The organism is Tessaracoccus antarcticus, from assembly GCF_003688855.1.
GTDB classification, from domain to species: Bacteria; Actinomycetota; Actinomycetes; order Propionibacteriales; family Propionibacteriaceae; genus Arachnia; species Arachnia antarctica.
The window spans coordinates 226,197-239,342 of record NZ_REFW01000001.1; the positions used below are offsets into that span (position 1 = coordinate 226,197).

General features: G+C 68.0%; 11 protein-coding genes. 7 read left to right on the forward strand and 4 right to left on the reverse strand.

What is annotated here, in order from left to right:
* Positions 1–42 precede the first annotated feature (42 nt).
* On the forward strand, positions 43–1,047 hold the full coding sequence (locus tag EAX62_RS01015) for a DNA topoisomerase IB (RefSeq protein WP_121899830.1): 1,005 nt from the start codon (positions 43–45) through the stop codon (positions 1,045–1,047).
* A 95-nt stretch (positions 1,048–1,142) separates the two neighbouring features.
* Here the strand turns inward: EAX62_RS01015 and EAX62_RS01020 are convergent, their stop codons facing one another.
* Positions 1,143–2,156: a lactonase family protein gene (locus EAX62_RS01020; RefSeq protein ID WP_121899831.1), complete on the reverse strand. Its 1,014-nt coding sequence runs from the start codon at positions 2,154–2,156 to the stop codon at positions 1,143–1,145.
* A 113-nt stretch (positions 2,157–2,269) separates the two neighbouring features.
* A complete protein-coding gene (locus EAX62_RS01025) occupies positions 2,270–2,563 on the reverse strand; it encodes a DUF3072 domain-containing protein (RefSeq protein WP_121899832.1) in 294 nt (97 codons plus the stop codon).
* 243 nt (positions 2,564–2,806) lie between these two features.
* Here EAX62_RS01025 and EAX62_RS01030 point away from each other — a divergent pair, with 243 nt between their 5' ends.
* Together EAX62_RS01030 and EAX62_RS01035 are read left to right on the forward strand one after the other, a co-directional pair.
* Positions 2,807–3,955, forward strand: coding sequence for a baeRF3 domain-containing protein (locus tag EAX62_RS01030; RefSeq protein ID WP_121899833.1), 1,149 nt, complete (start codon positions 2,807–2,809; stop codon positions 3,953–3,955).
* Positions 3,956–4,075: 120 nt separating this feature from the next.
* Complete coding sequence (locus tag EAX62_RS01035; protein WP_121899834.1) at positions 4,076–4,768, forward strand: NAD-dependent epimerase/dehydratase family protein; 693 nt, start codon at positions 4,076–4,078, stop codon at positions 4,766–4,768.
* Positions 4,769–4,792: 24 nt separating this feature from the next.
* Here EAX62_RS01035 and EAX62_RS01040 read toward each other — a convergent pair whose 3' ends face one another.
* Together EAX62_RS01040 and EAX62_RS01045 are read right to left on the reverse strand one after the other, a co-directional pair.
* Positions 4,793–6,061 carry a glycosyltransferase gene (locus EAX62_RS01040; RefSeq protein WP_158600437.1) on the reverse strand — a complete coding sequence of 423 codons (1,269 nt, stop codon included), beginning with the start codon at positions 6,059–6,061 and terminating at the stop codon, positions 4,793–4,795.
* A gap of 31 nt (positions 6,062–6,092) precedes the next feature.
* On the reverse strand, positions 6,093–6,779 hold the full coding sequence (locus EAX62_RS01045) for a hypothetical protein (protein WP_147453961.1): 687 nt from the start codon (positions 6,777–6,779) through the stop codon (positions 6,093–6,095).
* 306 nt (positions 6,780–7,085) lie between these two features.
* On the opposite strand from EAX62_RS01045, the gene EAX62_RS01050 reads away from it, so the two are divergent.
* From EAX62_RS01050 to EAX62_RS01065, 4 genes are all read left to right on the forward strand, one after another.
* On the forward strand, positions 7,086–8,057 hold the full coding sequence (locus EAX62_RS01050) for a hypothetical protein (protein ID WP_121899837.1): 972 nt from the start codon (positions 7,086–7,088) through the stop codon (positions 8,055–8,057).
* Positions 8,058–8,093: 36 nt separating this feature from the next.
* Complete coding sequence (locus EAX62_RS01055; protein WP_121899838.1) at positions 8,094–9,899, forward strand: glycoside hydrolase family 3 protein; 1,806 nt, start codon at positions 8,094–8,096, stop codon at positions 9,897–9,899.
* A 65-nt stretch (positions 9,900–9,964) separates the two neighbouring features.
* Positions 9,965–11,260 carry an exo-beta-N-acetylmuramidase NamZ family protein gene (locus tag EAX62_RS01060; RefSeq protein WP_121899839.1) on the forward strand — a complete coding sequence of 432 codons (1,296 nt, stop codon included), beginning with the start codon at positions 9,965–9,967 and terminating at the stop codon, positions 11,258–11,260.
* Between the two features lie 44 nt (positions 11,261–11,304).
* A complete protein-coding gene (locus EAX62_RS01065) occupies positions 11,305–13,023 on the forward strand; it encodes a serine hydrolase (RefSeq protein WP_233557751.1) in 1,719 nt (572 codons plus the stop codon).
* The last annotated feature ends 123 nt before the right edge of the window (positions 13,024–13,146 follow it).

The following is a 13,146-nucleotide window of genomic DNA, read 5'->3' on the forward strand; positions in this document are numbered from 1 at the left end:
ACACCCGGGGATAGTGCCACCGTCGGCCCGTAGGATCGGCGAATGGCACGACTGAGGCGCACGTCTCCGCAGATGAAGGGCTGGACGCGTCGCCGTGCCGGCCGCGGGTTCAGCTACCGCGACGCCGAGGGCCTCGCCCTGGCAAAGGATGAGGTGGCGCGCGTCAAGGCGCTGGCGATTCCCCCCGCCTGGAACGACGTCTGGATCTGCCCCGCGCCGAATGGGCACCTGCAGGCGGTGGGCACGGACGCCGCAGGGCGCCGCCAGTACCTGTACCACCCGCAGTGGCGGACGCGCCGCGACCGCAGCAAGTTCCAGCGCGTCACCGAAGCCGCGCACAACCTCCCGCAGGCCCGTCGCCGCATCGAGGAGGACCTGGCGGTCGACGGCATGGGGCTCGATCGTGCCTGTGCGACGGCGGTGCGCCTGCTGGACATCGGGTATTTCCGCATCGGCAACGACGCCTACACCGACGCCAACGGCTCCTTCGGCCTCACCACCCTGGAGCGCCAACACGTGCGCCGGCGCGGCGACTCAGTGGTGTTCTCCTTCATCGGCAAGTCAGGCATCAGCCACACCATCACCGTCGACGACGGACCTGCTGTGGAGGCACTCGAGGTGATGCGCTCACGTCGCACACACGACAGCCACCGGCTGCTCGCCCACAAAGAGGAGGGCGGCTGGAGCGACCTCAGTTCCTCCGACGTGAACGCCTACCTGGCCGGGATCTTCGGCGGCGGCTTCACCGCCAAGGATTTCCGGACGTGGCACGCGACCGTGATCGCCGCCGAGGTACTCGCCCTGGACGACGAGCCCGGTGACACCAAGGTCTCCCGCAAACGAGCCATCAAACAGGCCGTCATGGAGGTCTCCAGCTATCTCGGCAACACCCCGACCATCGCCCGGTCCTCCTACATCGATCCGCGGGTGATCGACAGCTACGAGAACGGCCACACCATCCGCGAGACCGCCCGCGGCGTCTACCGCAGCCCTCAGGCACGGCAGAGGACGCTGGAGCAGGCGGTGCTGGAACTCCTCAGCGGCTGAGTCCGGCGCCCGGTCCCCTGTGAGCGCGTCACCCTGTCCGATCCCCGTGAGGGGAACTCCGTGCGGGGTGGGCAGGAGTACTCAGCGAGGGCCGCTCAGAGGGATTCGGTCCACCGCGGCGCCGGGATGATCCCGACGGGGTGGGGGATGTCGAACAACTCCGGGTGGTTCTCCCACCAGCCCGGGCCCACGTCGAACACCGCTACGTTGCCCGAGTCCCTGTTGGCGACGGCCAGGACGCCGTCGGCCTGGGCGAACTGCATGGGCCAGAGGCCCCCGCAGTCCACCTCGGCGACGGGTTCGATGCCACCGCGCGCCCGCGCGAAGATGCCCAACGTGTTCAGTTCACGGTTGGCCGTCACCACCACCCCGGACTCCGGCTCGAACGTGATGTCGCCCACGTGGTTGCCATCCAGATCGTCGGGCAGCCACCGATGTGAGGACGAGGCCGTGGCGACGGCGTCCGGGCCGAGGCGGGACACGCCGTTGGAAAGCTCCAGGCTGGCCCACAACCCACCCGTGTCATCGCGACACATGTGCCGGGGACCCGTCCCCGAGCGCATCCTGCGATGGATCCCTCGGTGAACCAGCTTGTTGCCGTGCATGGACACGTCGTGGATCACGTCGTTGCCCAGGTCAGTGACCAGCAGGTCGCCGCCGTTGCGCCCGATCCAGTGCGGATGGGATCGCTCCTGGCGGGTCGGGTCCATCCCAGGACGCTGTTCGAAGGGGAACGTCACGCGGCTCACCACCCCCACCACATGTCCGTCGCTGAGTTCAATGGAGGAGACGGTGCCGTCGCCGTAGTTGACCGACAGCAGGCAGACGGGATCGCCGTCGCCTCCGTCATTGTCGACGGCGAGCAGGAAACACGGCACCTCCCCGATGCCCGTGACCTCCGACACGGCACCGGAAGCCACGTCGACGGACGTGACCGCCCCTCCGTCGTTGTAGGTGGCCAGGTAGACGATGGGCAGTCGTGGATGGCAGGCCAGCCCGTTGGCGGCCGCAGCCTCAATGGTCCCCACCACCCGCGACTCGTCGAAGCCGAGTGCAACCACGTCCACGTGGCCGTTGCTGTGGCTCGCGACCAGGAATGCTGACTCCATGTTCTGCTCCCCATCTCCAACGATCGTTTCGTGGGACACGCTAGCGCCAAAGCCGCGAGCCCCTTGTTGAAGGAACGAACCCGTGGCCCGGTTCGGCAGACCTCCCTGGGAGGTCAGTTGGCGCCGCGACCGGTCTTGCCCTGCAGCCTGTCGATGTGTTCGGACGCCTCCGCCTTCGTCATGTCGGCATCCAGTTCCTCCCCTGCCTCGCGGGCGAGGGTGTCGAGGTAGCTCTTCTGCGACGCGGTGATGGGCTCATCGCCCGTGACCCAGTCGGAGGGGTCCTTCTCGGCGCCACTCGCACCGCCGTCCCCACCCAGGGTCTCCTTCCCGGAGGTGTCGTCCATGCGATCCTGTGCCGCGTTGTCATTCATGTCGCCCGTCGGGGACGTGTTCTCATCGGTCATGCCTGACAGCGTAGGTCCCGACACTGACCAGAACGGGGTGCTGGCGTCACACCCCATCCCTCAGGGTGTGCCGGGGCCGCGCGGCCTGCCCGCGGTCGAAGACGAAGATCACGTCGACCATCTCTGTTGCGGCATTGGGCAGGGTGAGGTGGATCATTCACGGCGTCCAACCACCGACCTTTCCCGCCTCGCCTCATCACACTCGATAGGCTTACCCAGACAGCCCTCGAGAGAAAGGCCGTCATGGACCTGTTGACATCCAAGGACATTTCCGAGCTCGCAGCATCGGCGGCAGACGGGACGCATGTCTCGCTGTTTTTGCCGACACACCGTTATGGCAGCGGCGTGCAAGCGGATCAACTGCAATGGAAGAATCTCATCAGCGGTGTCGAGTCGAAACTGCTCGAAACACTGCGGCGCCCCGACGTGGAAGCGCTCCTGCAACCAGCCCGCGACCTCCAGATGGATGCGATGGCGTGGCAGTACATGAGCGACGGACTGGCCATGTTCCTGCGGCCCGGCTGGCACCAGACGTACCGCCTCCCCGCCCCGCTGCCCGAACTTGCCACAGTCGGCGACCACTTCATCACGGGACCGCTGATGCACCTGCTGTCAGGTGACGAGCACTACCTTCTGCTGGCCCTCAGCCAGAACGAGGTACGACTCATGGACGGCAGCCGCCACACCGTGGTGCAGGTGGAACTCGACGAGGTGCCCACCAGCCTGGCCGACGTCGTCGAGCCCCGCGAACCCCGCTCGAACACCGTCACCCGGCCGGCGAGTTCAGGAAGTCGCGGGAGGGCCGTCTTCTACGGCCACGGGACGGGCGACGACGCTGCCGGCGAGGCCGACCTCAAGCGTTTCCTGCGCCAGGTGGCCACCGGGATGCACGACATCCTCCGAGGGCAGAGCGCCCCCCTCGTCCTCGTGGGGCTGGACCCCACCGTGGCCGCCTACCGCGAGGTCAGCGACTACGGACACGTCCTCCCCGAGGCGGTCATCCGGAACCCCGACGACCTGTCGCCCGAGCAGCTGCACGAATTGGCCTGGCCGCACGTCGAGGCGCGACTGCGGGACGAACGCAGCGCACTCATCGACCGGTTCCACGAGCTGAACGGCACAGGCCGCGTCACGAGCGACCTGGCAGCCGTCCGGGAGGCGGCCTCGCAGGGCCGGGTGGACACCCTGTTCCTCCGCGCCAACCCCTGGTGCTGGGAAGAGGTGGCGGGCGACGAGCTGCCCGTAGTACTTCTGGGCGCCGACGGCCGCTACGCCGAGTGTGAGGCCCTCGACGCCGCAGCCGTGGACACCCTCGCCAACGGCGGGAAGGTGCACGCCACCTCGCAGGAGGTCGTTTCCGACAGCCAGGTGGCAGCCATCCTCCGCTACTGACGGGATCATCGGGTGGTTGTCGGCACTCGTCGGCCACCCGATGCTCGCGGATCCACCCCGGTGGACAGGAGCCGTGCGGCGCCGGCCACCGGGGGTCTCCGTGGCTGACAGGATGTGCTCATGAAGATCGTTGTCATCGGCGGGTCCGGGCACGTGGCGTCGCTGGTCGTCCCCCGGTTGGGGGTGGAGCACGACGTCACGGTCGCGGACCTGAAGCAAGCCCCCTGGTGGGACGGGAAGTTCGTCAGCCTCGACGTGACCGACCACGCCCAACTCCCCGCCCTCTTCGACGGCGTGGAGGCCCTCATCTACATGGCCATGGGACCGATGGAGGGTTGGGGAAGCACCGCATGGTCCCGGCAGCACTTCGACGTGAACGTCACCGGTGCCTACCTTGCAATCCAGGCGGCAGGCCACGCCGGGGTGAGGCGCATCGTCCACACCAGCTCCGGCTCCGTCTTCTCCGACTGGGTGAACCGGGATCCCGGTGACAGCCCCGACGCCACCGACGCGTACGGGCTGAGCAAGGGGTGCGGGGAGGTCATCGCGCGGGCGGCGGCCACCCAGTTCGCCATACCGGTGGTGGCGCTGCGCCTGTTCCTCCCGAAGGAGGACGGTGAGTACCTCGCCATGACCGGCGGCGACGCCGGCATCGCGACCGCCGGCTCCGACGTCGCGAGGGCATATCTTTCGGCCCTCGCCGCCGACCTGCCCGCCGGCTTCCACACCGTCCACATCAGCGGCAACCGTGACGAGACGATCGTCGTCGGGTCCGCCCGGGACCTGCTGGGCTGGGAAGCGCTGGTCCACTAGGAATCGGCGCAGTGTGCACCGTGGTCAGCGCCGTCCCGGCACCAGTGTGGTGCGCTCCAGCCAGTCCGCCGCCGAGGCTGCCCCGTGCTCGATACGGACGAGGCCACCGACATCAGCGGCGCGCCGGACGTAGCCTTCGCGGTGTGGGCCGTGCGCGAGATCCGCCAGGAGGGCCGCCAGCTTCCGGCTCGTCAGCGTGGCCCGGCGCAGCGGTTGCGGGCCCACCCCCAACTCGTGGAGTCGGCGTCCGTGGAACGGCTGGTCGAACCCGTGGGCGACGATGGCGGAAGGCACCCCGGCGGCCAGGGCGGCGTTCGTGGTCCCGGCCCCACCGTGGTGGATCACTGCTGCGCACCGGGGAAACAGCCACCGGTGGTCCACCGTGCGCACGACGTGGACATGTGGGGTGGAGTCGAGGTGCGGAGCGCTGTCATCAGCACGGTGGATGACCACGACCCCAGCAGCTCCGGCGGCAGCGTCGATGAGTCGGAGATCCTCGGCCGGATCACGGCTGAGCATGCTCCCGAAACCGACGTACACGGGCGATGGATTCCTCTGCAGCCACTCCACGAGCTCGTCATCAGGTGGGTTCGGCTCACCGGGGAGTTCCCACGCCCCTGTGACCATGGTGTTCTCGGGCCAGTCCGGTTGTGGCGGCAGCAGTTCCCGCGAAGCGGCCACCAGCACCGGCATCGCCAGGGCACGGCCGGCCACCGCCCATGGTGAGCGCCATGGAAGTCGCAGCGCTCGGCGCACCACCCTCTCAAGGGGGTGCCCGAGGGCGAGACTCCCGGTCCAGACGCCGTGCCGGGTCCACAATCCGACCAACCGGTTCGGTCGCTTCGTCAACGGCGACATCATGGCCATCGGACCGGACGACGGCAGCGTCGCACTGAAGGTGACGTGCACCACGTGGCAGCCCCGGTCCTCGGCCAGCGCCAGCGCCGCTGCGACGCCCACCACACCCGTGACCACCACGTCATCGGAACGGATGTGGGTGAACAGGACGGGTGCCAGCGTGCCGGCGATCCTCCACTGCCACCCCTGCAGTCCGACGGCAGCCAGGACCGGGTTGCCGATGAGGCCCTGCGCCCTGCGCTGGTCCTGCGCGTGCTCCACGAGGCCGGCACCGAGGCTGACGCACGGGATGCCCTGGGTGCGCGGAATGCCCACGTACTCGGGGTGTGCGAGCACCAGCGTTTCCGTGCCACGCTCCGCCAACTCCCGGGCGAGGGCCACCATCGGCAACACGTCGCCGCGGGATCCGATGGCGAGGAAGACAACACGCGGCATGCCCGTCATCCTGCCACCGTCGCCCAAGGACTCACTTGCGGGACGTGACGTCGCTGCTGAGGAGAATGACGAACACGTGGTCGTCGGTGAGCACATTCAGATAGCCGGAGTCGACGCTGAGCACGTATCCGGTGATGGTGCCGTCGGTGGTTCCGATGACCTCGTGTGGCACCCACGGCGTCTGGAGGAAGGCGGCGAGCACCAGCACTGCCGCACCGGCAACCGCACTGGCCCGCACCACCACGGCGAACCAGACCCGACGCAGACGATGATCCGGGGGCAGGCGCCGGATCAGGGAGAAGGAGACGAGGACGGCCGATGCGGCCACCGGCAGCCACCAGCTGTGAAAGCTCGCCGTGATCGTCACGAGAATCACCAGCGAGACGGTCGCGGCCAGGCCCATGACGAGCCGTCGATCCCGCGGTCCCCACAGCAGGGCGGCCACGAGCAGCGGCAGCACGAACACCAGCAGTAGGGCGACCAACAGGTGGCCCGCCATGAGGGATCCGAACAGGATGGCGAGTCCGTCGTTCAGGCTGATGGTCGTGCTGACGAGGAACGCCGTGTCCCAGCTGTAGCCGGAGACGGCGAAGATGCGCAGGATCAGGAAGGCGAACACCCACATCGTTGATGAGACCCCCGCGCTCCAGGCGCGGTGCGCAGTCCTGCCTGAGTGCTCTGGGGTCTCGGTGGTCTCCGTCGCATCGCCGGCTGTCATGGAGGCAACCATAGGGCAGCCGGCCTCGTAGGCGGCATCATGCACGGTGATTGTCCGGGTGGGTCAGTGCCTCCGGAATGCGATCAGTTTCTGGCGCGGCAAGCACCGGCATCGAAACGGCTGGCTCATCCGAATCCGCGGAGTTGCCGGTCGGTGAGACACGATCAACTTCAGGCATCCACCCACCCGGCATCCTTCCCCATGACCTGCCGTTATGAAAATGTGACATGTGGGGGCGACACTCCCCACAGATCCAACCAGCCCGAGAGCACCACACAGATGTGGCCAATCCCGAAGGAAGATCACATGAAGAACCGAGCAATTTTCGGCACCGTTCTGGCAACCGGCCTTGTCCTGGCAGCCACCACCACCCCCGCCTCCGCCGATCTGGTGACGCGATGCATCGGCACCGCCGGTGCCGTCACAGTGCCCGGCGACCTCGTTGTGCCTGCCGGTCAGGCATGCACGCTGACGGGCACCACCGTGGAGGGCGCAGTGCGGGTCATGGCGGGGGCTGACCTCGTGGTGGTGGACGCCACGTTCAACGACACCGTGGCGGTGGCCGCAGATGCCTACTTCGATGCCACCACCAGCACCGTGGCCGGCACCGTGACGAACCGCGGCTTCGGCGTCTCCCTGGACCGGTCCGAGCTGGGCGGGGATGTCCGCGGGCGGGCCGGCACCGATGCCTCCTCCTTCACCTATCTGTACAACAGCGCCGTCGCCGGCCAGGTCGACGCCCGCGCAGGTGACCTGCTGCTCGACAGCAGCCAGGTGACGGGTCAGGTCCGTGGCCTCGGCACCACCTTTGTCGACGTCATCAACAGCACGCTGTCGGGGGCCCTGACTGTCAAGGACAACACCGAAGGCACCTCGGTGTGCGCCAGCGAGGTGGACGGCGAAACCCGCCTCACCGGCAACACGGGAGTGCAGGTGGGCGACGGCGACCTGCTGGGCAGCTGCACCGACGGCGCCAACTACTTCGGCTCCAGCCTCCAGATCTCGAACACCACCGCTGGGGTGAGCGTGCGTGGCAACATCATCCGCGGCGACCTCACCGGCACCGGCAACGACCCTGCCCCCACCGGCGGAGGCAACCGCGTCCGGGGTACCCTCGGCGGCCAGTTCGCCGACATGGCTGCCACGGCGCAGGTCCAGGCCCGGGCTCGCGTCCTGGCCGCCCAGCCCGACCGCGGCACTGAGGCCCGCACCCAGCTGGAGCAGCGGCGTACGGCCGCCGTCACGGCAGCCACCGAGGCCGGCCCCGCCCAGCTCTGATTCCCTCCCCGACCAACTGCAAAGGCGGCTGAAGACATGACGAAAACAAGAACGAGAACGACACGACTGTGGGCGGCCGGCGTCGCCCTGACAACGGCGATGGCACTCAGCCCGATCGCCACCCCCGCTTCGGCGGACACTGGACCCGGCGACGGGCCCCGGGACCGGGCCGCGATGAAGTACGCCGAAAAGACGGTGAAGAAGATGTCCATCGAGGAGAAAGTGGGGCAGCTCTTCATCCTCTTCGCCTACGGCCAGACGGCCGACAGCAATGACGCCAAGAACACCGCCCTCTACGGCGTACCCAACGCCAGCCAGATCATCGAGCAATTCAAACCCGGCGGGTTCATTCTCTTTTCGGCGCGCGACAACATCACCAACCCCACCCAGGTGGCGCAGCTGTCCAATGGGCTGCAGCATGCAGCCCTCGACACCGGAGCCGGGATCCCTCTGCTTGTCAGCACCGATCAGGAGCACGGCATCGTGACCCGCATCGGTCCGCCCGCTACCCAGTTCCCCGGCAACATGGCACTCGGTGCCGGCCGCAGCGCTGCCGACGCGCGCACCGCGGCAGCGATCTCCGGCCGTGAACTGGCCGCCATGGGCATCCACCAGAACAACGCGCCCGATGTCGACGTCAACATCAACCCCGACAACCCGGTGATCGGCGTCCGTTCGTTCTCCTCCGAGCCTGAGCTGGTGTCAGCGATGGGTGCGGCCACCATCCGCGGCTATCAGGACGATGCCCGGGTGATCGCCACGGCGAAGCACTTCCCCGGGCACGGCGACACGGCCACCGACTCCCACACCGGCCTCCCGGTGATCACCCACACCCTTCAGGAGTGGGAGACCATCGACAAGCCCCCGTTCGAGGCCGCCATCGCGGCGGGTGTGGACTCGATCATGACGGCACACATCGTCGTCCCATCCCTCGACGACAGCGGCGACCCCGCCACGTTGTCGAAGAAGATCGTCACCGGCCAGCTCCGCGAGAACATGGGCTTCGACGGCGTCATCGTCACCGACGGTCTCGAGATGGCTGGCGTGCGTGAGAAGTACGGCGACGGTGAAGTGGCCGTCCGTGCGTTGGAGGCTGGCGTGGACCAGCTGCTGCTGCCCGCCGACCCGAGGAAGGCCTACGAGGCCATCGACGAGGCCCTCGACAGTGGACGGCTCACGGAACGACGCATCGACGAGAGCGTCAAGCGCGTCCTCGCCATGAAACATGCCCAGGGCGTCATTGCCCGACCCACCGTGCAGGTGTCACGCATCGGGACGTGGGTGGGCACCGGCCGCAACCTGCGCACCGCGGAGCAGATCAGCGACAGGACCACGACCCTCCTGCGCAACGAGGATGCTTCCCTTCCGGTCAGCGTGCAGGGCAAGCGGGTCCTGGTGACCGGGTGGGGCGACAGCACCACCGTTACCCTGGCCGCTGAACTGACGAAACGTGGCGCGACGGTGACCACCGTGGCCACGGGTGCCGCACCCTCGGCCACCCAGCGGGCCGCTGTGGTGGCCCAGGCGCAGGCGCACGACGTCACGGTGCTGCTCACCAACAACGTGGCAGCAGGCAGCGCCCAACAGCAGTTCGCCGACGCGCTCTACGGAAGTGGGGCCCACGTGGTGACGGCCGCCGTCCGCAACCCCTACGACATCGCGAAACTGCCCGACGCACCCAACATGCTGGCGTCCTACTCCTACTCCCCTGTGGCGATCGGGTCCCTGGCCCGCGTGATCACCGGCGAGGTGGCACCCACGGGCAAGCTGCCCGTCGACGTCCTGGCCTCCGATGACCCCGAGCAGATCCTGTACCCGTTCGGGTTCGGTCTGACCTGGTAGGACCCAGGGCACCACGTTGTATCCGGGGGGATTCGCTGACCGACACATCGATGAGAGGAACCACCATGAGCACCAGCCGACGAGGACTGTTCCGGGCAGCCGGGATCGCGACCGCCGCCGGGGCAGTGTCCGGAATCGTTGCCCCCGCCTTCGCTGACGGCCCCACCGACGGCACCCGCAGGACCGCGGGGGGAGCCCTCGCGGGCGCCGACGTGGCCGCCGCGGACAACTGGGGGATCCTCGCAGGCCGCCGCGTGGGCGTCATCACCAACCCCACGGGCGTTCTCCGCGACTTCACCAGCATCGTCGACGACATGGTGGCCAAGGGCGTCACCGTCGGGGCGGTGTTCGGACCGGAGCACGGCTTCCGAGGCACCGCACAGGCGGGCTCCAGCGAACCGAAGTCGGTGGACCCCCGCACCGGGGTGACCGTCTACGACGCCTACGGCGCCAACGCCGCCAAGTTCGCGGGCTTCTTCACCGAAGCCGAGGTGGACGTGGTGGTGTTCGACATCCAGGACGTCGGCGCCCGCTTCTACACCTACATCTGGACGATGTTCTCAGCCATGCAGGCCGCGTCCTCCGCGGGTGTGGACTTCGTGGTCCTGGACCGCCCCAACCCGCTCGGCGGCAAGGCCCGGGGTCCCGTGCTGAAGCCGGAGTTTGCCTCCGGGGTGGGGCAGTTGGAGATCGCCCAGCAGCACGGCATGACCGTCGGAGAACTGGCGCGGTACTTCAACGCCACGTTCATGACGCGGGCAGGTGTGCAGCCGCTGCCCGCCATTGAGGTGGTGCAGGTCCAGGGATGGAAGCGGGGAATGCACGTCGAGGACCTCGCTGACCGTTGGGTGATGCCATCGCCCAACATGCCGACGCCGTGGACTGCCACGATCTACCCGGGCACGGGGATGTTCGAGGCAACCAACATGTCCGAGGGTCGCGGCACCACGCGCCCCTTCGAGCTGATCGGCGCCCCCTACGGCGACTACCGGTGGGCGGCGGCACTCAACGAGCAGGGCCTGGCGGGGGTGGATTTCCGTGAGGCCTACTTCGTGCCCACCTTCTCGAAGAACGAGGGCAAGGTGTGTGGTGGTGTCCAGGTTCACCTCATCGACCCGTCGGGGGTGGACGCCGTCGCCGTGGGGACGCACATGCTCGTGACCGCCCGCGACCTCTACGCCGACTTCGACTGGCGCGGCGACGGCGGACGCTGGATCGACCTCCTGACAGGCTCGGACCGGTTCCGGACCCAGTTCGAGGCAGGCGAGAGTGCCACGCAGATCATCGCTGCATGGCAGCGCGACCTGCGGCGCTTCGTGGTCGACACGAACCGTTTTCTCCTCTACCGGGGCCCCCGGTGAGGGCACGGGGGCTCGTGGCGGGGGTGGCCGTGGCAGGGATGTTGATGCTCGCCACCCCCTCGCTCTCCGCAGCCGACCCAACGGACGGCAGGCACCCGGTCACGGGTAGGTTCGACGTCGTCTTCACGGGTTTTGCCCCCGCGGACACGGTGTTGCAGGAGGAGCGCCCCGCCCGGCTCCGTCTCGACCCGGCACCCATTCAGGATGCCTGGGACCGTGTCGATGCCTTCGCGTACCCGGAAGATCCCGCAGCCCTGCCGATGTACGCCTCGGCGGCTGCGGTGATAGGGCACCAGGGACGGATCGTGGGGCAGCACGTCGTCGGCGACTCGTTGAAGTACGCCGACGGCCAGGGAACCCTGCTGCCCGAGAGCGAGAGGATCGAGGCCCGTCACGACACCATCTACGACATGGCCTCCGTCACGAAGCTGTTCACCTCCATCCTGGTGATGCAGCTCGTGGAACAGGGCGAGGTGGACCTGGATGCGGCGTATGCGCAGTACGTGCCGGAGTTCGCCACCCACGGCAAGGAGGCCATCACGGTCCGACAGATGCTGACGCACACCTCAGGCCTGGTGGCATGGCTCCCACTGTGGAGCCAGTACCCGGACAAGGACTCCCGCATCGAGGCGGTGATGGACACCACACCCATCTCGGCCCCGGGCACGAGCTACACCTACTCCGACCTCAACCTCATCTCGTTGGGTGTCCTTGCGGAGCAGATGACGGGCACCCCGCTGGACGTCCTGCTGCAGGAGCGGATCACGGAGCCCCTGGGCATGGTCGACACCTCCTACACTCCCGATCCCAGCCTCCGGCAGCGGATTGCCGCCACCGAGTTCCAGACGAGTCCCGCCCGGGGCATGGTCTGGGGTGAAGTGCACGACGAGAACGCCTGGAGTCTTGGGGGTGTCGCCGGTCATGCCGGTGTCTTTTCCACCACCGCCGACATGGCCGTCCTCGCCCAGACTATGCTCAATGGCGGCACCTATGACGGTGCCCGCATCCTGGAGCCCGAGTCGGTGCAGGCCATGGTGACCGACGAAAATGCAGCGTTCCCCGGCGACGCCCACGGTCTGGGGTTCGAGCTCAACCAGCTCTGGTACATGTCAGGTGTCTCAGGCCCGCGCACCGCGGGGCACACCGGCTACACGGGAACCTCGCTGGTGATCGACTTCCAGTCCCGCTCCTTCGTGGTGCTGCTGACCAACCGCGTGCATCCCAGCCGCGCCTGGGGATCCAACAATCCGGCACGCCGGGCCGTCACCGACGGGTTGGCAGCGGCTCTGGCCGTCCAGCCCCGCAAGGGTTCCACGGCATGGTTCGGAGGGGCATCCGACGCGGCGGAGCACACGCTGCAGCTGGCACTGCCCGACCGGAGTTCCAATGCCGTCCTGCACTTCGATGCCTTCGCGGACAACGAGGCCACCGACATCTTTGCCGTGGAGACCTCCGACGATGCAGGCGCGACCTGGACTCTGCTGCCGACCACCATCACCACCGAATCCGCCGACGGACCGCGGAGCGTGCCCACCGACGGCACCTGGAACAACCAGGGTCTCCGCACATGGGGTTCCGCCGTGGCCACCCTTCCTGCCGCCGCGCAGCTGGTCCGCTGGCGCTACACCACCGACACGAACACGCGCGGGCGCGGTGTCCTCGTCGACGACGTGCGCGTCACGGTGGGAGATACGGTCCTCTTCAACGGGGAGAAACGCACGAAGGCCTTCACCGCCAGCGGCTTCGTCGAGACACGAAGGTAGAGCACCACAGGCGAGCCCAGCATGAGAGATCTCTCGTGCTGGGCTCCTGTCATTCTCATGCCCGGTTGGCAATGTGGCCCACCCCGGTCGACCATCACGCGGGTGACCGACGTGGAAAGGCAC

Coding starts and splice junctions, on each gene's coding strand:
- EAX62_RS01015 (WP_121899830.1), top strand. CDS start 43: ATGGCACGACTGAGGCGCACGTCTCCGCAGATGAAGGGCTGGACGCGT.
- EAX62_RS01020 (WP_121899831.1), bottom strand. CDS start 2,156: ATGGAGTCAGCATTCCTGGTCGCGAGCCACAGCAACGGCCACGTGGAC.
- EAX62_RS01025 (WP_121899832.1), bottom strand. CDS start 2,563: ATGACCGATGAGAACACGTCCCCGACGGGCGACATGAATGACAACGCG.
- EAX62_RS01030 (WP_121899833.1), top strand. CDS start 2,807: ATGGACCTGTTGACATCCAAGGACATTTCCGAGCTCGCAGCATCGGCG.
- EAX62_RS01035 (WP_121899834.1), top strand. CDS start 4,076: ATGAAGATCGTTGTCATCGGCGGGTCCGGGCACGTGGCGTCGCTGGTC.
- EAX62_RS01040 (WP_158600437.1), bottom strand. CDS start 6,061: ATGCCGCGTGTTGTCTTCCTCGCCATCGGATCCCGCGGCGACGTGTTG.
- EAX62_RS01045 (WP_147453961.1), bottom strand. CDS start 6,779: ATGACAGCCGGCGATGCGACGGAGACCACCGAGACCCCAGAGCACTCA.
- EAX62_RS01050 (WP_121899837.1), top strand. CDS start 7,086: ATGAAGAACCGAGCAATTTTCGGCACCGTTCTGGCAACCGGCCTTGTC.
- EAX62_RS01055 (WP_121899838.1), top strand. CDS start 8,094: ATGACGAAAACAAGAACGAGAACGACACGACTGTGGGCGGCCGGCGTC.
- EAX62_RS01060 (WP_121899839.1), top strand. CDS start 9,965: ATGAGCACCAGCCGACGAGGACTGTTCCGGGCAGCCGGGATCGCGACC.
- EAX62_RS01065 (WP_233557751.1), top strand. CDS start 11,305: ATGCTCGCCACCCCCTCGCTCTCCGCAGCCGACCCAACGGACGGCAGG.